At 36.8% G+C, this 20,848-nt stretch carries 20 protein-coding genes; 5 read left to right on the forward strand and 15 right to left on the reverse strand.

Features of this window, described 5'->3' with window-relative positions; translation table 11 throughout:
• Positions 1-11 precede the first annotated feature (11 nt).
• On the forward strand, positions 12-998 hold the full coding sequence (trpS, locus tag FS486_RS01580; RefSeq protein WP_144509498.1) for a tryptophan--tRNA ligase: 987 nt from the start codon (positions 12-14) through the stop codon (positions 996-998).
• A gap of 248 nt (positions 999-1,246) precedes the next feature.
• On the opposite strand, the gene opp4C is transcribed toward trpS, so the two are convergent.
• The 7 genes from opp4C to FS486_RS01615 form a co-directional block, all read right to left on the reverse strand.
• Positions 1,247-2,164 (reverse strand): oligopeptide ABC transporter permease, encoded by a 918-nt coding sequence (gene opp4C / locus FS486_RS01585; protein ID WP_144509499.1) that lies wholly within the window; start codon positions 2,162-2,164, stop codon positions 1,247-1,249.
• Positions 2,165-2,177: 13 nt separating this feature from the next.
• Positions 2,178-3,143: an oligopeptide ABC transporter permease gene (gene opp4B / locus FS486_RS01590; protein ID WP_144509500.1), complete on the reverse strand. Its 966-nt coding sequence runs from the start codon at positions 3,141-3,143 to the stop codon at positions 2,178-2,180.
• A gap of 160 nt (positions 3,144-3,303) precedes the next feature.
• Positions 3,304-5,043 carry an oligopeptide ABC transporter substrate-binding protein gene (opp4A, locus tag FS486_RS01595; RefSeq protein WP_144509501.1) on the reverse strand — a complete coding sequence of 580 codons (1,740 nt, stop codon included), beginning with the start codon at positions 5,041-5,043 and terminating at the stop codon, positions 3,304-3,306.
• Between the two features lie 22 nt (positions 5,044-5,065).
• Entirely contained in the window at positions 5,066-6,088 is a 1,023-nt protein-coding gene (locus FS486_RS01600) for an ABC transporter ATP-binding protein (RefSeq protein ID WP_144509502.1), read from the reverse strand.
• A complete protein-coding gene (locus tag FS486_RS01605) occupies positions 6,085-7,110 on the reverse strand; it encodes an ABC transporter ATP-binding protein (RefSeq protein WP_144509503.1) in 1,026 nt (341 codons plus the stop codon). The genes FS486_RS01600 and FS486_RS01605 overlap by 4 nt, the downstream gene beginning before the upstream one ends.
• A 352-nt stretch (positions 7,111-7,462) precedes the next feature.
• A complete protein-coding gene (fabF, locus tag FS486_RS01610; protein ID WP_144509504.1) occupies positions 7,463-8,698 on the reverse strand; it encodes a beta-ketoacyl-ACP synthase II in 1,236 nt (411 codons plus the stop codon).
• A 28-nt stretch (positions 8,699-8,726) separates the two neighbouring features.
• Positions 8,727-9,662 (reverse strand): beta-ketoacyl-ACP synthase III, encoded by a 936-nt coding sequence (locus tag FS486_RS01615; RefSeq protein WP_144509505.1) that lies wholly within the window; start codon positions 9,660-9,662, stop codon positions 8,727-8,729.
• A gap of 166 nt (positions 9,663-9,828) precedes the next feature.
• On the opposite strand from FS486_RS01615, the gene FS486_RS01620 reads away from it, so the two are divergent.
• Positions 9,829-10,017: a YjzD family protein gene (locus FS486_RS01620; protein WP_144509506.1), complete on the forward strand. Its 189-nt coding sequence runs from the start codon at positions 9,829-9,831 to the stop codon at positions 10,015-10,017.
• 71 nt (positions 10,018-10,088) lie between these two features.
• On the opposite strand, the gene FS486_RS01625 is transcribed toward FS486_RS01620, so the two are convergent.
• The gene (locus tag FS486_RS01625) at positions 10,089-12,215 is read right to left on the reverse strand and encodes an ATP-dependent Clp protease ATP-binding subunit (protein ID WP_144509507.1); all 2,127 of its coding nucleotides are present in this window, start codon (positions 12,213-12,215) and stop codon (positions 10,089-10,091) included.
• 143 nt (positions 12,216-12,358) lie between these two features.
• Between FS486_RS01625 and FS486_RS01630 the strand changes: the two genes are divergently transcribed.
• Positions 12,359-13,054, forward strand: coding sequence for a Crp/Fnr family transcriptional regulator (locus tag FS486_RS01630; protein ID WP_144509508.1), 696 nt, complete (start codon positions 12,359-12,361; stop codon positions 13,052-13,054).
• A gap of 214 nt (positions 13,055-13,268) precedes the next feature.
• Here FS486_RS01630 and FS486_RS01635 read toward each other — a convergent pair whose 3' ends face one another.
• Positions 13,269-13,577: a metal-sulfur cluster assembly factor gene (locus FS486_RS01635; protein WP_144509509.1), complete on the reverse strand. Its 309-nt coding sequence runs from the start codon at positions 13,575-13,577 to the stop codon at positions 13,269-13,271.
• Positions 13,578-13,625: 48 nt separating this feature from the next.
• Positions 13,626-14,384 carry a prolyl oligopeptidase family serine peptidase gene (locus tag FS486_RS01640; RefSeq protein ID WP_144509510.1) on the reverse strand — a complete coding sequence of 253 codons (759 nt, stop codon included), beginning with the start codon at positions 14,382-14,384 and terminating at the stop codon, positions 13,626-13,628.
• 136 nt (positions 14,385-14,520) lie between these two features.
• Here FS486_RS01640 and FS486_RS01645 point away from each other — a divergent pair, with 136 nt between their 5' ends.
• Positions 14,521-15,336, forward strand: a complete 816-nt coding sequence (locus FS486_RS01645) for a Cof-type HAD-IIB family hydrolase (protein ID WP_144509511.1) — start codon at positions 14,521-14,523, stop codon at positions 15,334-15,336.
• A gap of 18 nt (positions 15,337-15,354) precedes the next feature.
• Positions 15,355-16,206, forward strand: coding sequence for a DegV family protein (locus FS486_RS01650; RefSeq protein ID WP_144509512.1), 852 nt, complete (start codon positions 15,355-15,357; stop codon positions 16,204-16,206).
• Positions 16,207-16,249: 43 nt separating this feature from the next.
• Here FS486_RS01650 and FS486_RS01655 read toward each other — a convergent pair whose 3' ends face one another.
• From FS486_RS01655 to FS486_RS01670, 5 genes are all read right to left on the reverse strand, one after another.
• Positions 16,250-17,689 (reverse strand): alpha-amylase family glycosyl hydrolase, encoded by a 1,440-nt coding sequence (locus FS486_RS01655; protein WP_144509513.1) that lies wholly within the window; start codon positions 17,687-17,689, stop codon positions 16,250-16,252.
• Between the two features lie 237 nt (positions 17,690-17,926).
• On the reverse strand, positions 17,927-18,082 hold the full coding sequence (locus tag FS486_RS19910; RefSeq protein WP_186321289.1) for a hypothetical protein: 156 nt from the start codon (positions 18,080-18,082) through the stop codon (positions 17,927-17,929).
• 70 nt (positions 18,083-18,152) lie between these two features.
• Positions 18,153-18,515: a YisL family protein gene (locus FS486_RS01660; protein ID WP_144509514.1), complete on the reverse strand. Its 363-nt coding sequence runs from the start codon at positions 18,513-18,515 to the stop codon at positions 18,153-18,155.
• A 183-nt stretch (positions 18,516-18,698) separates the two neighbouring features.
• Positions 18,699-19,595 carry a fumarylacetoacetate hydrolase family protein gene (locus FS486_RS01665; RefSeq protein WP_144509515.1) on the reverse strand — a complete coding sequence of 299 codons (897 nt, stop codon included), beginning with the start codon at positions 19,593-19,595 and terminating at the stop codon, positions 18,699-18,701.
• Between the two features lie 88 nt (positions 19,596-19,683).
• Complete coding sequence (locus FS486_RS01670) at positions 19,684-20,847, reverse strand: DUF418 domain-containing protein (RefSeq protein ID WP_144509516.1); 1,164 nt, start codon at positions 20,845-20,847, stop codon at positions 19,684-19,686.
• Position 20,848: the final 1 nt, after the last annotated feature.

Raw genomic sequence — 20,848 nt, forward strand, 5'->3', positions numbered from 1 at the left:
GAGGAAAAAACATGAAGAAAATCTTTTCAGGCGTACAGCCGACAGGCATTATTACACTAGGTAATTATATTGGTGCATTTAGACAATTTACTACTTTACAGTATGATTATGATTGCATATTTTGTATAGTGGACCAACATGCGATCACAGTTCCACAAAATCCAGAGGAGCTACGCAAACATATCCGTTCCCTTGCTGCTTTATATATTGCCGTGGGAATCGATCCCGAAAAATCCACCTTGTTTATTCAATCCGAGGTACCAGCACATGCACAAGCTGGTTGGATTATGCAATGTATTTCCTACATTGGGGAATTAGAAAGAATGACTCAATTTAAAGACAAATCAGCAGGAAAAGATGCTGTTTCTGCGGCATTACTAACATACCCTCCATTGATGGCAGCGGATATTCTTTTATATCAAACAGATATCGTACCCGTTGGCGATGATCAAAAACAACATTTAGAAATAACTCGTGATTTAGCAGAAAGATTTAATAAGAAATACGGAGAAATATTAACTATTCCAGAAATACAGCTTCCTAAGAATGGTGCGCGTATAAAATCTCTCCAAGATCCTTTAAAGAAAATGAGCAAATCGGATCCAAATCAAAAAGCAACGATTCGTATTTTAGATACTCCAAAAGAAATCGAGAAAAAAATAAAAAGCTCGGTTACGGATTCAGAAGGCGTTGTAACATTTGACGTCGAAAACAAACCTGGTGTATCTAATTTGTTAACTATTGAAGCCGCGTTAACTAATGTAACTGTAGAATCGCTTGTACAAAAATATGCCGGAAAAGGTTATGGTGATTTTAAAGCTTCTGTCGCACAAGCAATTATTGAACATCTTGCTCCAATACAAGCACGATATGAGGAATTACTAAATTCCACGGAGCTTGATGAAATATTAGACAGAGGAGCAGAAAAAGCAAACTCCCTTGCCAATGCAACTCTAATTAAGATGGAAGCCGCAATGGGCCTCGGTAGAAGACGATAATTGTCAATGTTAAAAGCGCTGAACAAAGAATGATGAATTCCTTAGACCTTAGCATATAAACGAGAACAGAATCCAATGAGTAGCCTAAAGATAAAAAGTTTAGAAAAAGTACTAAATTGGAGCAGCTAATAACCGCAATTCCGTAACTGATTAAAAATAATAGAAATCTCATATGTATCACATCCTTCTTAAACCATATGAAAAACCGTCCCTAAACTTTCGTCTAGGAACGGTTTTTTATTTAGAAATTATCGTAAGGATTTAGGATTGAATGCATCCTTTAGACCTTCTCCTATAAAGTTAATCGATAAAATAGTAAATACAATAACTAGAGCAGGGGGCATCCACATCCAAGGCTTACCTTGAAGGACATCTGGTTCATTTGCATAAGCAAGCATATTCCCCCAACTTGGTGTTTCTTGCGGCACACCAAAACCTAAATAGCTTAAAGCAGACTCAATTACAATCATTCCCGCAAAAAGTAATGTACCTTGTACTATTATTGTAGAAACGACATTGGGAATTAAATGCTTTAAAATTACTTTTGCTGGGCTACAACCAATTGAAATAGCTGCTAATATATATTCGTTTTCTTTTTCCGCTAAAATTTTACTGCGGATTAAACGAGCTCCCCCTCCCCAGCTAAGCAATCCTATAACCCCAACCAATATCCAGATTCCATCTACTTTACCACGAAAAATAGCGCTTAAGACGATCACAAACACTAAAAATGGAAAATTTAATACAAAGTCAGTTATGCGCATCAGAATACTATCTATTCTGCCGCCAAAAAAACCAGCAATTGCTCCAATTGTAGAACCTAGAAGTACTACAATAACTGTAGCAGACACCCCGACTAATAGGGAAACTCTTCCTCCATAAAGCAATCTTGCAAATACATCGCGTCCACTTTTATCAGTACCAAGTATAAGATCACCATTCGGTGGTAAACTCATCATGCTAATATTAACTCTAGTTATATCCTCAATTGGTGATAACCAGGAAGTTAATACAGGTGCAAGTAAAGAAGTAATAATTACAATGGCTAAAAATACAACACTAGTCATAGCTAATTTATTTCGTAAAAACTTCCTCTTAGCAATACCAAAAGGAGAAAGACTTTTCATTTCCTTTTTTTTCTCAATCATAGTTACTGATGTTGTCATGTTTGCTTCCTCCCTATTCCAATCCGATACGAGGATCAACTACCCCATATAAAATATCAGCTACTAGGTTACCGATTAATGTAATTGATGTAAACATCATTGTCAGAGTCATTAGTGTTGGATAATCCCGACTATTCACAGAGGTTAGAAACAATTGCCCAATCCCTGGGTAAGTAAAAATTCCTTCTACAATAATTGCTCCACCAACTAAACTTACTAAGTCAAACCCTAAAAAAGTAACTAAAGGAATTATAGAATTTCGCAAAATATGCACATTATAAATTTTGGATACTTTCGTTCCTTTTGCACGTGCGGTACGAACAAAATCTTTCCGAGAATTTTCAATAATATCATTTCGTAAAAATTGTGTATAGGAAGCGGTACTAAGAGCACCTAGAATAATAGCGGGCAAAGCTATATGATGTAATTTACTTAAATACCACTCGACTGTACCTTCCATAACAAGGATATCTACAGAACCTCCAAAAGGGAACCAATTTAACTTAAAAGAAAAGAAATATATCGCAAACACAGCGGCAACAAACGATGGTATAGCTAATGCTGTATAGTTAAACCCAGCTATTAAATTATCGCCTATAGTATACGGTTTTCTTCCAGAATACATCCCCATAAAAAATGCTAAAATATATGTAAGTAATAAGGAGGTGAGACCTAAGAAAATTGTATTCGGTAATTTTTCAGCTACTAAATCTGCTACTGGTATTTTATATCTAGTGGATTTTCCAAATTCTCCTTGAACAAAATTGCTTACCCAGTTCCAATATTGGACAGGAATCGGATCATAATAGCCTGTTTTTTGACGCATTTCTTCAATATATGCTGGATCAGTATTATTTGGATCAATTTCTCCACTAAAAGAATCTCCTGGCATTAGTTTAGCTAAAGTGAATACGACTATGGAAATAAGGATAAGCATAGGAATCATTCCAAGAATCCGTCGAATCGAATATTTTAACATAAGATACTCCCCCTTGTCTGTTAGACTTGGCTGCATACTCTCAAGCACGGTAAGATACATTTCTCTTCCATAGATAAATGGAACTTACCGCGCATAAGAGTCCTTTATAATTGATTCAGCGGCAAGCTATTGCATGCCACTGAATCTGTTAAAGAATATTTTATTTATTCAAATACCACTCAGCTGGTGGATTAGTACCGGAAACATCTATAGTTACTCCTCCAACAGTTTTGCTTACTGCTAAAATTTCTTCTAGCTCAGCAATGTAAAGCATTGGAACTTCTTCGTTCATAACTTTTTGCCATTCAACGTAAAGTTGTTTACGTTTTTCAGTATCTGTTCCAACAATTTCCACATCTAGAGCATCAGTTAATAGTTTATCTGTTTCAGGGTTGTTATAACGAGTATAGTTCCAAATTTGATCAGACTTTTGAGTTGCAGAAGGGTCTGGATCTGCACCTGTTGACCAGCCACCAAAGAATGTTTCAATACTTGGATCATCTTTTTCAATTAGATCATAGTATAAATTAACATCAGTCATTTCAACTTCAGCCGCTAAACCTACTTCTTCCCAATATTGAGTTAGCGCTTTTGCACGAGCTTCAAAAGTTGGGTTTCCTGTTGCATAGTGGGAGAATTTAACAACAAACTTTTCACCTTTTGGATCTTCACGCTTACCGTCTCCATCTACATCAACATATCCAGCTTCATCAAGTAACGCTTTTGCCTTTTCTGGATCATAATCATACGTATTTAGTTCGCTCTCATCTGCAGAAATCCAATGGGCAGATGGAACTGGTTTACTAACTGGTTTCCCATAACCGAAGAAGAATGCATCTACCCACTCTTGTCGATTAATCGCATACATCATGGCTTGACGTAATTGTTTACTTTGATATTTCGGATTTTCTTCTGTTATTGCTAATTTATTATTATCAAACTTTCCAAGTTTAAATCCTACATAATAGTAAGATAAGCCTGGAGCTGTTTTAATTTCGATATTATCCAATTTTTCAACTTCTGGAGCTGTAACTGGTTGTAATGAGATCATTTGAACATCGCCATTTTGCAATGCCCCAACAACCGATGTATTATCTACTACACGTAGAATAACTTTGTCTAAGTTTACTTCACCATTCCAATAATCTTCGTTTCGAACAAACTCGACAGACTCACCTGGAACGATTTTATTAACTTTAAATGCACCTAGACCAATTGGTTTTGTTCTTACTAATTCATGTGCAGACATTTCTGCAACCGGAACATCCGCAAATGCTTTTGAAGGCATTACATATGTCCAAAGGTTTGTTAAGTTATTTACACGCGCTTTATCGAAAGTAATCTCGATTTCGTAGTCGTTAATAATATTTATACCAGAAATTTCGGTTGCTTTTCCTTCACGGAATGCAGGTGCACCTTCAATATCTTGAACAGCAGAGTAACGAGGACCGTCATAATCTGGTGAAGCTAAAGTTTTAAGAGTGAAAACCCAGTCGTTAACTGTTAGTTCATCACCGTTATGGAATTTTACCCCTTGTTTAAATGTGAACTTGAATTTTTTGTTGTCTTCTGTTTCCCATGAAGCTATATTTGGTTGTGGACTTAGATTCTCATCGTATTTGATAAGACCTTCGTCAAAAAAAGAAATTACTTCAGCATCCGTTGCGATACCGTAGAAAGAATAGTTAAAAAGACCTTCTGGAGGTGCGTCGATAGCGTAAACGAGCGTTCCTCCTTTTTTATCATCTTCCGCAGGTGGAGCTGTTTCTGTTCCTTTATCTTCTTCTTTGTTAACATCGCTAGCTGGTTCAGAGCTTTCTTCTTTACTATTGCAGGCTACTAAAAATACTGAAAAAACTAGCAGCATTGCAATAAGCCAAAATAGAGACTTCTTGTTCATTATTTTCCCCCCAAATTTCATTTTATTTTTTTTGATCATACAGTACACACGCTACATAATGTCCATCACGTACTTCTTTCAAAGTCGGTTTCTCCTTTGAACAAATTTCTTGTGCCATTGAACATCTCGTATGAAACGGACATCCGCTTGGCGGGTTCGCGGGACTAGGAACATCTCCCTGTAACACAATGCGCTCTTTCTTGACCGAAGGGTTAGGTTCAGGAATAGCAGAAATAAGTGCTTGTGTATAAGGATGAAGCGGTTCACTGTAAAGATCTTTATTTGAAGCGACCTCAACGAGATTGCCCAAATACATTACTCCGATTCGGTCGCTCATATGCTTTACTACGCTTAAATCATGCGCAATAAACAAATAAGTAAGACCCAATTCTTTTTGTAAATCTTTTAAGAGATTCAAAACTTGTGATTGCACGGATACATCGAGCGCGGAGACAGGCTCATCGGCAATAATTAGCTTTGGATTTAATGCAAGCGCACGGGCAATTCCTATACGCTGCCTTTGACCACCAGAAAACTCATGTGCATATTTATAATATGCTGCCTCTGGCAAACCTACTTTCAAAAGTAGCCCTTTTATATAAGTCTCCAGTTCTTTCAAATTTCCCTTTTCATAATTTAAAATAGGTTCAGCTATAATATTACCAACCATTTGCATCGGGTTTAGGGATGCATACGGATCCTGAAATACCATTTGAAAATCTCTTCTCGCTTTTTGAAGCTCTCTACCAGATATTTTCGTAATGTCTTTTCCATCGAAGATGATTTTTCCGCCCGTAGGTTTCATCAAACGTAAAATTGTACGACCTGTAGTTGACTTTCCACATCCAGACTCCCCTACTAGGCCCATTGTTTCCCCTTTATTTATCGTAAAAGAAATATCATCTACCGCTTTAACATTTCCGATTACTCTTTTAAAAAAGCCTCCATGTATAGGGTAATATTGTTTTAAATTCTTAATTTCTAGAAGAACTTCATTGTTCGAATATTTTGATTTCTCAGTTTGTATTGAATCCCTTGTTGTCATATTACGCCTACTTCCTTCAAAATATTAGTATCGTAGAGATGACAGGCAACCTCATGTCCTAACTCTATTGACTGTAGTTCTGGTGTAACTTGCATGCATTGTGGCATTACATTAGGACAACGATTTGAAAATCTACAACCAACAGCCGGCATATCTTTGATTGATGGTACTAAACCATCAATCGTCGCAAGCTTTTCCACTTCCTCATCCATCTTAGGAATTGCTTTCATTAATAATTGCGTATATGGATGCTTTGGATGTTCGAATAATTCCATTACGCTTGCTCTTTCAGCAATCTTCCCAGCATACATAACAATGACTTCATCACAAATTTCTGCAACTACCCCTAAATCATGTGTGATTAAAATAATGGACATCTCATTGACTGCTTGTATGTCTTTTAATAACTCTAATATTTGTGCTTGAACTGTTACATCTAAGGCAGTTGTGGGTTCATCTGCTATAAGCAGTTTTGGTTGGCAAGCAATGGAAATTGCAATCATTACCCGTTGTCTCATTCCTCCAGACAATTGATGCGGATATTCGTTTACAATCTTGTCTGCCCTTGGGATACCAACGCTTTTTAGTAAAGCAATGGCCTTTTGTTTGGCGACTTTTTTAGTAATCTTCTCATGGTTTAAAAGTACTTCTTGTATTTGATATCCAATTGTAAATACAGGATTTAGTGAAGTCATAGGTTCTTGGAAAATCATTGATATTTCTTTTCCTCGAATTTTATTCATCTCATTGTCGTTCATCGAAGAAATTAATTTGTTTTCAAACGTAATCTCCCCACCTCGGATTTTCCCTATTCCTTGTGCTAATAGTTGCATAATGGAAAGCGACATAACACTTTTACCACAGCCTGACTCTCCTACAATTCCTACGATTTGTCGTCTGTTTACATGAAATGAAACATTGTCAACTGCGTTATAGTATTCTCCATCAATTTTGAAGCCTGTTTGCAAATTTCTTACTTCTAGCAATGGTGTCTCTTTCTGCTTAACAAATTTAGTAGACATATGTACACCTCGAAATTTTATATTTTTCTGTATATTCTTTCTCTTAAGTGAAATTCTATTACAATATCATTACAAAGACAATAAGTATTTTTAATTTTCCCTTTATTTACTCTTTTTAGAAATTAATTTTATCGTCTTAAACCTACTAATATCAATGTTTTGTTGATTAAACTAAAAAATGAAAATAAATATATATGAAGGGATAATTAGACATTTTTCGACATTTTATTTTATAAATAAACGCCTCTATCCGCTATATCACTACTAAACTAACGCTTTAAAGGAATAAAATTTTTATTCATAAAAAAAAGCATTCCCAAATTTTAACTTGGAAATGCTTTTTACTTATTTCTTATATTTTTTTAAATAAAATACTTGCATTATGGCCTCCAAAACCAAGTGAATTACTCATTGCATACTCGATATTTGCATTTCTAGCTTCATTCGGTACATAATCTAAATCACATTCAGGATCTGGTGTTTCTAAATTGATCGTTGGTGGGAGAATTCCCTCTTGTAATGCGAGCACAGTAAAGATTGCTTCTACCCCACCTGCTGCTCCTAGTAGATGTCCAGTCATTGATTTTGTTGAACTCATCGCTAATTTATACGCATGATCAGCAAAAACAGTTTTTACTGCCAATGTTTCGAAGTGATCATTATACGGTGTACTCGTTCCATGAGCATTAATATAGTCGACTTGTTCAGGTTTAATGCCTGCATCTTCAAGTGCTTGTTGCATTGCACGTGCCGCACCTTCTCCTTCCGGAGCTGGTGCAGTAATATGGTGGGCATCGCCTGTAGAGCCGTAGCCAATAATCTCTCCATAAATTTTCGCACCACGAGCAACCGCATGTTCATATTCTTCTAATATGATAATTCCTGCACCTTCCCCAATAACAAACCCGTCGCGATTTGCATCGAATGGCTTAGATGCCGTTTGTGGATCTGTATTCAACGTAAGTGCCGTATTCGAACAAAATCCAGCTACAGACATATGGGTAATCGGTGATTCAGCACCACCAGTAATCATAACATCTGCATCACCGCGTTCAATTACTTTAAACGCATCACCGATTGAATTAGTTCCAGATGCACAAGCGGTAACCGTACATGAATTAATCGCTTTTGCACCAAAATGAATAGATACTTGACCAGCCGCCATATCTGGAATCATCATCGGTACAAAAAATGGGCTAACCCGACGTGCACCTTTTTCTAAAAATACACGGAATTGATTTTCATACGTTTCCATTCCACCAATACCAGAACCGATCCATACTCCTGTACGAAGACCCAGTTCCTCTGTAATTGTTAGATTAGCGTCTTCTACTGCCATAATGGAAGCAGCAAGTGCATAATGTGTGAAACGATCCATTTTACGTGCTTCTTTTCTTTCAATATATTTTTCTATATCAAAGTCTTTTACTTCTGCTGCTACTTTCGCTGAAAATTGACTGGCATCCAGACGCGTTAGCATACCAACGCCCGATTTACCTTCTTTGATACCTGCCCAAGTAGTCTCTATATCATTCCCAAGCGGTGTAACAGCTCCAATTCCTGTCACCACAACTCTACGTTTCGTCATGAATAATCATCCCTTCGAAATTATATATTTACCTTCCCCATTTTAGGGTAATGGCACCCCAAGTCAACCCGCCGCCAAAACCAACCATGACAACGATATCATCATCTTTTACTTTCCCGTTTACTACTTCTTCTTTTAAAGAAAGAGGGATAGATGCCGATGACGTATTACCGTATTTATGAATCGTTTTAGACATTTTTTCTTCCGGTAAGCCTAGTCTTTCTCTAGATGCTTCCATTATGCGAATATTTGCCTGATGCGGGATTAACATATCAATATCTTCTTTAGTAAGTCCTGCTTTCTCTATAACATTAACTGCTGACTCACCCATTTGTCTAACAGCAAACTTGAATACTTCTCTACCGTTCATCGACAAGTATGCGCCGTCTTGGAATAAGTGCTTACCACCACTACCATCTGCACCAAGCTCAAAAGATAATATACCACGACCTTCAGAAACTTTACTTACTACGGCAGCCCCTGCTCCGTCACCAAACAATACTGCAGTATTGCGATCTTCCCAATCTGTTATTTTCGAAAGCTTTTCTACCCCAACAACAAGCACATGCGAGTAAGTATTAGACTCTACAAATTGTTTTGCAGTAACTAGACCATACATAAACCCTGCACAGGCCGCTGAAATATCCATTGCTGCAGCGTTGGTTGCCCCTAGCTGGTGCTGTAGCATAGTAGACACACTAGGAAATGGATAGTCTGGTGTTACTGTTGCGACTAAAATAAGTCCTATTTGTTCAGGGGAAATACCTGCGTCCTTTATTGCCTCTTTAGCAGCTTTGAACGCTAAGTGAGAGGTATTTTCTGCTTCTTCTGCAATTCTTCTTTCTTCTATACCAGTTCTAGTTCGAATCCATTCATCAGATGTATCTACCATTTTCTCAAGGTCTTCATTCGTTAATACTTTTTCAGGTGAGTAAGTGCCTAACCCAATAATTCCTGCATTCATGAAAGTTCCTCTTTTCTTATAATCTATTATTAGTACCTGGTAATAATAATAACGAATTTATGTACATTTTTCAACAACAGACTTTCAATGTTCAAATTTTCTTTTGAAAAGTCCTTTCGTATGGTATGATACATATAGTAAAAATTAACTCCTGAGGTGAAATTACATGAAATATATTATGACATTAATTTGGTCGGTTATTTTAGTTTCTATGTTAAATTATGTTGTAAGTTCTGTACAAAATGTAGATTTTATATTTAAAAATGGACTAATCATGTCAATTCCAGTTGCTATTATGATCTTTATCATTGCTGCAATCATTCCAAACGATCCAATGCCTAAAACTGAACATTAATAAAAAAAGCTCCCGCAAAGGGAAGCTTTTTTTATTATGTTGCGCATACGGTCTGAAATGTTGCGAGTACGTCAAGCTAGTTGCAGTTCTCCATCTTCTATCGTTGCAACTACTGTTCCACCAGGAAACACAGTACCTCCGATCAACAGTTTTGCTACCGCTGTTTCTAAATGTCGTTGAATGAAACGTTTCAATGGTCTCGCACCGAAAGCAGCATCTGTACCCTCTTCCACAATCCATTTGATGACCGCGTCTTCTACTTTCAAAGTAATTTCTTGTTCTTGCAAACGATTTTGCAGCTGTTTTACATATTTCTCTGCAATTTTTTCAAAATGATGCGTTGTAAGAGAATGGAACATAATGATGTCGTCCATACGATTTAATAATTCTGGCTTGAAATGTTCCCGTAAGGAAGACATGACTAACGTCTCTTCCTCTTCCCCTACTACCCCTGTTGTATTTGCTAAATATTGTGAGCCTATATTGGAAGTTAAGATAACAATTGTATTTGTAAAATTTACGATTCGACCTTGGCTATCTGTAATCCTCCCATCATCCATTAGTTGCAGTAAAATATTCGCAACATCCGGATGAGCTTTTTCAATTTCGTCTAATAACACAACAGAATAAGGATTTCTGCGTACTGCTTCGGTTAACTGGCCACCTTCTTCATACCCAATATATCCAGGAGGAGCTCCCACGAGTCGAGAAACACTGTGTTTTTCCATGTATTCGGACATATCAATCCGTATAAAATGCTCCTCTGAGTCAAATAAATTGGCAGCTAATGATTTAGCAAGCTCCGTTTTCCCAACTCCAGTTGGTCCTAAAAACAGGAAAGAACCAATTGGTTTATGAGGATCTTTAATGCCTGCTCTTGCACGCCATACTGCTTCAGTCACTAATTGAACGGCTTGATCTTGTCCTACGACTCTTTCACCAAGCGTTTCTTTTAAGCGCAACAGTTTTTCCCGCTCCCCTTCAACAAGTTTCGTTACTGGTATTCCTGTCCATCTGGAAACAATGGAAGCAATTTCTTCTGCCGTCACTTCTTCTCGTAATAATCTCGAATCGGATTCTTCATTTACCTGTTGCTCGTATACATGTAATTCCTTTTCTAATGTTGGAATTTTTCCGTGACGTAGCTCTGCTGCTTTATTTAAATCATATTTATTTTCTGCTTCTTCTAACTCTCTACGATATCGGTCCAGTTCTTCACGTTTCTGTTGAATAAATTGAATAGACTCTTTTTCTTCCGTCCATTTATTGTCCATTTGACTGAAAGACTGCTCTAAATCTTTTAAATCTTTCCGTAAACTTTCTAAACGTTTTTGACTCGCTGCATCTTTTTCTTTCATTAATGCTTGTTCTTCAATTTGCAGTTGCATCATTTTTCTTTTTACTTCATCTAACTCTAGAGGCATTGAATCAATTTCAGTTCGAATCATCGCGCAAGCTTCATCCACTAAATCAATTGCTTTGTCCGGTAAAAAACGCTCCGTAATATACCGATTGGAAAGCTCTGCTGCAGCAACAATAGCACGATCATGAATGCGAACACCATGATGTAGTTCAAAGCGTTCTTTTAAGCCTCGTAATATAGAAACTGTATCTTCGACAGACGGTTCTCGCACCATCACTTGTTGGAAACGTCTTTCTAATGCTGGATCTTTTTCAATATACATACGATATTCATCTAATGTAGTAGCTCCAATACAGTGGAGTTCTCCACGAGCAAGCATCGGTTTTAACATATTCCCCGCATCCATCGCACCGTCTGTTTTACCAGCACCTACAATTGTATGGATTTCATCGATAAATAGAATAATTTGCCCTTCGCTATCCTTCACTTGTTTTAAGACAGCTTGCAAACGCTCCTCAAATTCTCCTCGATATTTCGCTCCTGCGATTAAAGAACTCATATCTAGCTCAAAAATTTCTTTTTCTTTTAATCCTTCTGGTACATCCTTCCGTACAATACGTTGTGCCAATCCCTCCACGATAGCCGTTTTACCTACACCTGGTTCCCCAATCAACACTGGATTATTCTTCGTTTTTCTTGATAGTATTCGAATGACGTCCCGAATTTCTTGGTCTCGTCCAATTACTGGATCCATTTTCCCCTCTTTTACTGCAGTTACCAAATTACGTCCGTACGTTTCTAAAGGACTTTTTTCATCTTGTTGTTTCATTTGCATTACCAAACATCTCCTTTTTGAAATTGTTTGACCTTCTTTGACTAATTTGATTATAATATCTTTTGATTAAATTTGTAAAGAAAAGTGATTTTCCATCTGAATATGCTATTATTAACATACAGATGGAAAGGTTGTGATTTGATATGAACGATAATACTTCAACACCCCAAGGTATTTATTCATTATTTGAGCAATTTGGTTCCGTACATAAGATAGAAAAAAATCGTCCTGTTTTCCTAGAAGGTGAACGTGCAGAAGATGTCTATCTTATTCAGTCCGGCTCTGTCCGAATAACGAAGGATACAGAAAGTGGCCAAGTGTTAACGATTCGTATTGCAGGTCCAAATACCTTTATAGGGGAAACTTCCGTATTTTGCGAAGTATTATATCACTCTGTAACCGCCCATACGAATGAACCTACTCATTTACTTGTAATACCCCGTAGTCAGCTTGAAAAACTTTTATCTGCTTCCTCTCCATTAATAATGGAATGGATGAAAGTTATTCAAACGCATAACTTAAAAAATGAAACTCGTTTTAGAGATTTATTGTTACATGGTAAAAAAGGTGCACTCTACTCTACATTAATTCGCCTTACTAACACATATGGGATAGAGCAATCAGATGGCAGCATAATAATTGACTATGCTTTAACAAATCAAGAATTGGCGAACTTTTGTGCAACGAGCCGAGAAGTAGTCAATCGGATGCTAAATGATTTAAAAAAACTAAGTATCATCTCTTTTGATAAAGGAATTTTTACCATACATGATTTACAATTTTTACGCACTGAAGTAGAATGCGACAATTGTCCATTGCATATTTGCCGGATTGATTAAATAAAGGACGCTTCATGTACTGTTACATGAAGCGTCCTTTATGTTTCGATTGGTTGCTCTTAGGTTTCGGATGGTTGCGCTCGATAGTAATTTGATCGCTCTTACTATGGAATTGGTTGCGTTCAACACAATTTGGTTGCCTTTAGCCATTTATTTCCACCAAACTATATAAAAAAGCGCAAGATCATCGTCTGGATGCTTGCGCTTTTGTTATTTATCTAATGCCTAGTGCTATTTTTGCGTATCTAGACATATTTTCTTTTGACCATGGTGGATTAAAGACGATGTTGACTTCGGTTTCTTTTACTTCTGGTAATTCACCGAGTGCTGTTTTAACTTGGTCGACTATCATTGGTCCCATTGGGCAACCGATAGAAGTTAAGGTCATTGTAACAGTTGCAGTACCTTCTTCTGTTAAATCTACATCATATACTAAACCTAAATTGACAATATCAATGCCTAGTTCAGGGTCAATAACATTTTCTAGGGCTGACATCATGCTGTCTTTCATATCTTGATCCATTTGAAAACCTCCTCTATCTCTTTCATTTATCATAACAAACTAGTGTATCTATGCCAAACTGTTTGCCATCCATTTTGTTGCCGCTAACATTCCGCTACGAGATACAGCATGTCCTGCAGACTTTTCTTTAACAAATGTTATATTATTTTCTCCATACTCTTTTTCCAAGTCTTTTATAAAATGCGCTGTTGGTGCGAAAGGTACGACTGGATCCTTTTGACCATGCCAGAAAAAGAGTGGTTTTCCCGCGAGCTTTTCCATTTGATTTGTTGCATCGAATGCAGCCAATGTGTCGAACATGTTTTTTCTTTCTTCATCCGTCAACGGTATTTCGAATCCTTTTTGTTCTATTTGCTCCATTTGTGCTTTTGCAAGTTCTACGTATCCTGGTGTTCCCATCAAGATAACAGCAGCATCGATCCAAGAATAGGCTGTGAGGCAACCTAAAGTCGTAATCCCACCCATGGAGGTTCCTGCAACTCCAATCTTTTGATTTTCTAAGTATCCTCTTTTCGTAAGTTCCTCTTTTAAAACGCCAACCTCTTCTATAGAAGTCAACACCGTTTCCCAAAAACGAAGACTTATTTCTACTTTATCCAATTGTTCATCTCGTTCCCCATGCAAATGAGCATCTGGTAAAATGACTCGACAACCCTGGTTAACTAATTGATAGGCATAGTGAAGATTATGCTCTTTTGCACTTTCAAAGCCGTGTAAAAAAAGGACAATCGGTGAATACTTTTCTGTTGTTTCATTATATATATGTAATAAAGGAATATTCCCCCATGACTCTTGTTGTACAATCATTTAGTTTCCCACCTTTTTGTATTTAATATTATTCTAACAAAGCAATTGCAAATTTACAAAAAGAGTGGATTATTCATTTTGACGTTCCCACTTGAAAACGATACACTTTACTTAAGTAATAGGAGGGAGTTTTAATATGCAACGTCATTTAATCGTATTAGATTTAGATGGGACTTTATTGACGGATGAAAAAGTTATATCGGAGAAGACAAAAAAGACATTACTTCAAGCAAAAGAAGCAGGACATGAAGTAATGATTGCAACCGGAAGACCATATAGATCCAGTGAAATGTATTATAAAGAGCTTGGTCTAACTACTCCAATTGTCAATTTTAATGGAGCATTTGTACATCACCCTGCTAATACATCCTGGCAGACTATACATACACCAATCGAATTGAAAGTAGTGAAAGAAGTCGTGGAAGCTGTTCAGAACTATTCGATTAAAAACATGCTTGCTGAGGTGTTAGATGACGTATACTTACATTATCACGATGAACATATGATGTCCGCATTTGCATTAGGCAATCCACATATAACAACTGGGGATTTACGTACTTTCTTAAAAAGTGACCCTACAAGTTTACTTATTCATGCGGAAGAACAATCAGTCGACCAAGTGCGTAAACATTTAGAAGATGTTCATGCAGAAGTTATCGATCATCGCAGATGGGGGGCCCCTTGGGATGTCATTGAAATTGTTCGAAATGGTTTAAACAAAGCAGTTGGATTATCACATGTTTCTTCCTATTTAGATATACCGAAAGAACGAATCATTGCTTTTGGAGATGAAGATAATGATTTGGAAATGATTGAATATGCAGGAGTAGGTGTTGCTATGGGAAATGCAATTGCCCCCCTACAAAACATTGCAAACGAAATCACCTTAACGAACAATGATGACGGTATTGCGGAATTCTTAATAGACCGTTTACAATTAAACAAAAACTAACTACTTAGGAGGATGAAAATGAGATTATTTGCAGACAGCGCAAGCGACTTACCTAAATCTTTTTATGAGGTACATAATGTAGAGTTGATACCATTACGAGTTCATATCGGTGAGCAAGAGTATGCTGATGTTATTGGGATCGATTCCAAACAAGTATACGAAGAAATTCGTGCAGGAAAATATCCTAAAACGTCTCAAGCCTCACCTGAAAACTTTTTAAGAGTGTTTGAAGAACTTGCAAAATCAGGCGAAGAAGGATTATATGTTGCTTTTTCCTCTGCCCTTTCTGGAACGTATAGTACTGCAGTAATGATGCGAGAACAGATACTTGAAAAATACCCTGATTTAAAATTAACGATTATCGATTCAAAATGTGCATCGCTTGGTTATGGTCTTCTAGTAAAAGAAGCAGTTAATTTAAGAGACCAAGGCTTAGACCTATCAACGATTGAAGAGAAAGTTAGATTTAATGCAGAACATATGGAACATCTTTTCACCGTTGAAGATTTAGATTACTTAGCGCAAGGTGGAAGGGTTTCGAAAGCAAGTGCTTTCATCGGTGGATTGTTGAACATCAAACCTCTCTTACATGTGGAAGAAGGAAAATTGGTTCCAATTGAAAAAATACGTGGTCGTAAAAAAGTCATCAAGCGCATGATCGAAGTGATGGAAGAACGCGGGGAGCGTTTGGAGGAACAAGTGATTGCAATAAGTCATGGCGATGACGAGGAAACTGCGCTTGCATTAAAACAATTAATCGAAGAAAAGTTTCAACCGAAAGCGATAGAAATTTATCTTATCGGTTCTACCATTGCTGCACATACCGGACCTGGAACACTGGCATTATTTTTCTTAAATAAATTAGCGTAATCGAAACCCCTTTGACTCGAAGTCAAAGGGGTTCCTTTTGTAACTATTTTTTATTTTTATCTTGCTCTAGTCTTCTTTGCTTCCCTTTTTTCCAAACGATGACTAAAAATACAATGAATAATAAATACGCTAATGCCATTGCAAAAATATAAGATTTATTTAAACCTTTATCGTCTTTAATTTGATAGACCTCTACAATTTCGCGATCTAATACAAGTCGGTAGGAACCGTTATCCGACGGACGTACGATATCTGATTCGAACAAGCCGCGTAGTTCTTTATTTACTCCCACAACATCGCTTGATAATTCGATTCGCTTCGTTTCACTCGTATTATTGACAACGACTATAAATGACTCATCATCAGAATAACGTTTAAAAACAATATAACCATCCTTATTTTCGAGCAATTCCATCTTACCGGTACGCATTGTTTCGGAATTATCACGGATGGAGTTAATGTCTTTAATATATTCGATTAGTTCTTCATCTACCCGGAAGTTCATTACTTGGTGACTTTCTTGCGCATTTTGCCCATTCATCGCAATCTCTGTACCATATGTCATATAAGGTACACCAGGCATTGTCAGCATTGCCCCCATCGCTGTTTTAATACGAGTAGGGGGAAACATGTTTTCCAGTGCACTAAAATAGGTAAATCTTTCCGTATCCAGGTTATCGAATAATAATAAATTATTATAATCAGTGGATATACTATTTTCTGTAGGTAAATCGGTGTTTTTGAATGCATCTCTAAAATTTACAAGCAGTTGATCGGAATAGTGGACATCGAAATCTGCATCCGATTCTTCTAGTGCAATGACGTACATAGGATCACGTACTTCTTTTACGCTTGTAATCATTTTGTTAATAAAAGCTGTAGGTGCTCCTTCTAATGCAGATAGTTTCACACCGTCAATCTTATATTTTTTCGCGAAATCAACCAGTGTACTTGTAAGTGCTTTTTGAACTTCCTCATTTGTTAAATCTAAGACAAGTTCATTATTTTCTTTACTTAGTATCCAATCGCTTTTCGAATTCCAAAGATGATTCACACTATAGTTATTTAACGGGAATTCGACCATTATTTTTAAATTTTGTTTATGCGCCTCATTGATTAGTTGTTCAAATTCCTCAGGTGTACCAAATCTTTTTTCAAGTTCATTAAAATCCAATACTCGTTTACCATCATACGTTTCTGTTGCAAATACAGGCCCGATGGAAATTGTCGTAAAGCCCATATCTTTAATATGATTCATTTTTTCTATAATTCCTAAAAAATCACCGCCAGCAAATGCATTGGGATCTTTTGCATTCACATCGTAGTCGTTAGCAATCACTTTATTGAAATAACGATCCACATATAAATCGTAAATACTTTCATTATGTATAGAAGCATCTGCTTCGGCATTTGTTGGTTGAGTCGATGTGATCCAAAGACCACTTACGAGCACTCCTGTTAAAAGCCACTTTTTAAATTTCAAGGTAAATCCTCCTCTATCTAGAAAAAGCTAATCCTAGATAATTTATAAAACATATCCTTGTTATTTTATCAAAGCTATCTATTAACCGCCATCGTTTAGGCAAGAAAGCGCTAAAAATAGCTTATAATTCGTCCAAACTGTGACATACAAAAAGAGTGTCCTACCCACCCCGTGGAAGGTAGAAACTTTAAATTTATGAAACAAAAAGATACTTTCTTATTTTTCAACAAAAGCCACCTATTTCGGTGGCTTTACATTGTGCAGTATCTGATTGTGAAAATTCTCTTCGTCTAATGGCTTCGCTGAATTCCGCTGCAGACGAAAAATAACAAAAGAAGCGACAACAAACAAAATCATCAGTAAAACAACAAAAATTAGTAAAGATACTCCCATTACCGTTCTCCCTTTTCAACTATATGAAAAGGAGCCTTCACCTAAGTAAAAGCTCCCTTTCTTATTATTCCTACGCTAAGAAATTAATGCCCATTGGTAATTTGAAACCTAGGAAAAGTGCGATCAATAAGAAAACGAAGAACAATACTAAAAATGTAGTAAATGGTTTTCCTTTTGTCTTTTTCACTAACGTCATTTCCATCATACCGATGACAAGAATACCTGCTAAAAACTTTAATCCGTACAGCATTCCTTGACCGTAGTCCATGCCTTTCATAAATAACGCAATACCAGTTAAAATGATCAAAATATAAAATACGCGTAAAATCATATGCACTACTTTTGGATTCTTAATTGCCAATGCTACAAAGAACAAGATTAAAGCAATTACCCAAGTTGTAATGTGTAAATGTGTTGATGCTAAAAAATCCATTTATTTCACCTCGACAATTTAATCAAATTCGCCTTGGCGTATTAGCGTCCAGATTTTTATCGAGCTTGCTTGATAAATTCACTTAAAAATCTGTGGCATCCGCCGGAGGCTTAAACTTCATTTAGCTAGTTTTCCCAAGCTAAATGAAGTTTACTTATATATCTTACCATCAAATGAAATGATTTACTCGAATTTGTTCACTAAGGTGCCAATTCCTTCGATAGAAATTTTCACAATATCGCCTGATTTTAAGAACTTCGGCGGATTAAATCCTTTTCCTACTCCTGCAGGTGTGCCAGTTAATATGACATCTCCAGGTTCTAAAGTAACCGTTTTGGAAATTTCCGCGATAATTTGTTCAACAGAATAAACCATGTCAGAGGTTTGACCATTTTGACGAATCTCATCGTTTACTTTCGTTACGACAGAAAGCTCTTGCGGATTTGGCAATTCATCTTTTGTCACAACATAAGGGCCTAACGGGCATGAACCTTCTAAACTTTTTCCTAGGAAAAATTGTTGGTGTTTTGTCTGTAAGTCTCTTGCAGTTAAATCGTTGGCGATTGTGTAGCCAAACACATAGTCATAAGCCAGTTTTGAAGGGATATCCTTCCCTTTTTTACCGATAACAATTGCTAGTTCTCCTTCATAGTCATAAGCATCAGTTTTATCTACATGAATGGAAAGAGTTTGTTCGTCCGCCGCAATAGATGTCGGTGATTTTGTAAAGACGACAAATGTATTTGCTATCCCACCCATTTCTTTTGCATGATCGGCATAGTTTTTTCCAATCGCCATTATATTTTTGGGTGTACGTGGTATTGGCGATAACCACTCTATTTCAGTAAATTGTCTTTTGAAACTATTGGCATGCTCATCTTTAGAGGCAGCTTCCACTAGTTTGCGGATTTGTTCGATAAAATCCATACCTAAACTAATGCCTTCTACAATAGTAGCTGGAAAACTAGGTAACACTTGGAGCGTCTCTTGTATGCTTAATACATCCCATACTGCCTCTTCCTTTTTCACTTTTGGTCCAAAGTAAATTTTATCATTTAATTGATATGATAATAGTTTCATCGTCTTGACACCCCTTCAAATAATTTTGAACTTATACCTAGTCTATTACAAAACGATTTCCTTTTCATCTGTTTTCATTCATTTTCGACTAATTATTTCGATAAGTCAGTCTTCTCCACAACGCTTCTACTGGTCCTTGCTTAAATTTCATAAACCAAAGTTCGGCAAAAACTACTTGCAATACGTATATACCGACAGCTAGCCAGGTTCCCGCGCCGATATCAATTTTTCCATACAAACCAAATCCGTAGGAATAAAAAATAGTCGTTGCAATAACAGACTGCATTAAATAGAGGGTCATCGACATACGTCCTGCTTTTGCAACCGGCGATAAAAGTTTTTGCATAAACGGTATGGTGCAAACAAGTGCAATAATACCTGCATAAGCAATTGCTTGTAATGGACCCCCGAATGTATCCTGTACAGTCATTGTAAATATATTTGCTTCTTGAAGATACGGTATCCATTTTATAGCTGTTCCCGCAGTCAGAGCTATTATAATCGTAATAATCCAATAAACTTTCAATTTCTTAGCCCGCTCGATTAGTTTTAATTTGGCTGCCGCTGCGCCCAATAAGAGAAAAGGAACAATTGTAAATAGTAGCATCAGAAACATTGCGCCATTAGCACTCATATACCACCAGTCATCTAACCGTTGCCAAAAAATATCACCCCAAGAACCTTGTGAATATGCTAAAACGGAAGCTTCGATTTCTTGAATACCTGTATATAAAATAAGACTATCTGGATCGAACTTTCCAACTATAAACAATAATCCATTTAAAAATCCATTCGGTATCAAATATAATAGGGCACTAATTAATAGCAACCAAAAAGGCCTTAAGCGCATCATTAACAATAAAACAAAGCCTGCAATAGCATATGTGATCAATATGTCGCCTGACCAAATTAGGAATGCATGTACACATCCAATCAGCAGCAATACCGATAATCTACGAACCGCCAATCTCGAAAAAGAGGTTCCTTTCTCTTCTGATTTCATAAATTGCATCGCAAGCCCATAGCCAAAAAGCATGGAGAATAAAGGATAAACACTTCCCTGCACGAAAATGTCGATCCATTTATACGTTTCATAATCACCTGGAATATGGTACCAAGTGTATGGATTAACATAAATATAAGGGCTGTGAAAAAACAGCATATTGACGACAAAAATACCTAGAAGCGCAAAGCCCCTCATGACGTCAATTGAAATAACTCGTTCTTTCTCCCCTGTTGGTTGAATCAGCAAT

The sequence above is a fragment of the Bacillus sp. FJAT-22090 genome, from assembly GCF_007676755.1.
In the GTDB taxonomy this organism is placed as follows: domain Bacteria; phylum Bacillota; class Bacilli; order Bacillales_A; family Planococcaceae; genus Psychrobacillus.

What these genes read in the sequence shown, in the direction of transcription:
- FS486_RS01665 (WP_144509515.1), bottom strand. Translation starts at nt 19,595, where the DNA reads ATGAAACTATTATCATATCAATTAAATGATAAAATTTACTTTGGACCA.
- FS486_RS01605 (WP_144509503.1), bottom strand. Translation starts at nt 7,110, where the DNA reads ATGTCTACTAAATTTGTTAAGCAGAAAGAGACACCATTGCTAGAAGTA.
- opp4C (WP_144509499.1), bottom strand. Translation starts at nt 2,164, where the DNA reads ATGACAACATCAGTAACTATGATTGAGAAAAAAAAGGAAATGAAAAGT.
- FS486_RS01630 (WP_144509508.1), top strand. Translation starts at nt 12,359, where the DNA reads ATGAACGATAATACTTCAACACCCCAAGGTATTTATTCATTATTTGAG.
- FS486_RS01625 (WP_144509507.1), bottom strand. Translation starts at nt 12,215, where the DNA reads ATGCAAATGAAACAACAAGATGAAAAAAGTCCTTTAGAAACGTACGGA.
- FS486_RS01660 (WP_144509514.1), bottom strand. Translation starts at nt 18,515, where the DNA reads ATGGATTTTTTAGCATCAACACATTTACACATTACAACTTGGGTAATT.
- FS486_RS01640 (WP_144509510.1), bottom strand. Translation starts at nt 14,384, where the DNA reads ATGATTGTACAACAAGAGTCATGGGGGAATATTCCTTTATTACATATA.
- fabF (WP_144509504.1), bottom strand. Translation starts at nt 8,698, where the DNA reads ATGACGAAACGTAGAGTTGTGGTGACAGGAATTGGAGCTGTTACACCG.
- FS486_RS19910 (WP_186321289.1), bottom strand. Translation starts at nt 18,082, where the DNA reads ATGGGAGTATCTTTACTAATTTTTGTTGTTTTACTGATGATTTTGTTT.
- FS486_RS01620 (WP_144509506.1), top strand. Translation starts at nt 9,829, where the DNA reads ATGAAATATATTATGACATTAATTTGGTCGGTTATTTTAGTTTCTATG.
- opp4A (WP_144509501.1), bottom strand. Translation starts at nt 5,043, where the DNA reads ATGAACAAGAAGTCTCTATTTTGGCTTATTGCAATGCTGCTAGTTTTT.
- FS486_RS01650 (WP_144509512.1), top strand. Translation starts at nt 15,355, where the DNA reads ATGAGATTATTTGCAGACAGCGCAAGCGACTTACCTAAATCTTTTTAT.
- FS486_RS01645 (WP_144509511.1), top strand. Translation starts at nt 14,521, where the DNA reads ATGCAACGTCATTTAATCGTATTAGATTTAGATGGGACTTTATTGACG.
- trpS (WP_144509498.1), top strand. Translation starts at nt 12, where the DNA reads ATGAAGAAAATCTTTTCAGGCGTACAGCCGACAGGCATTATTACACTA.
- FS486_RS01635 (WP_144509509.1), bottom strand. Translation starts at nt 13,577, where the DNA reads ATGGATCAAGATATGAAAGACAGCATGATGTCAGCCCTAGAAAATGTT.
- opp4B (WP_144509500.1), bottom strand. Translation starts at nt 3,143, where the DNA reads ATGTTAAAATATTCGATTCGACGGATTCTTGGAATGATTCCTATGCTT.
- FS486_RS01600 (WP_144509502.1), bottom strand. Translation starts at nt 6,088, where the DNA reads ATGACAACAAGGGATTCAATACAAACTGAGAAATCAAAATATTCGAAC.
- FS486_RS01615 (WP_144509505.1), bottom strand. Translation starts at nt 9,662, where the DNA reads ATGAATGCAGGAATTATTGGGTTAGGCACTTACTCACCTGAAAAAGTA.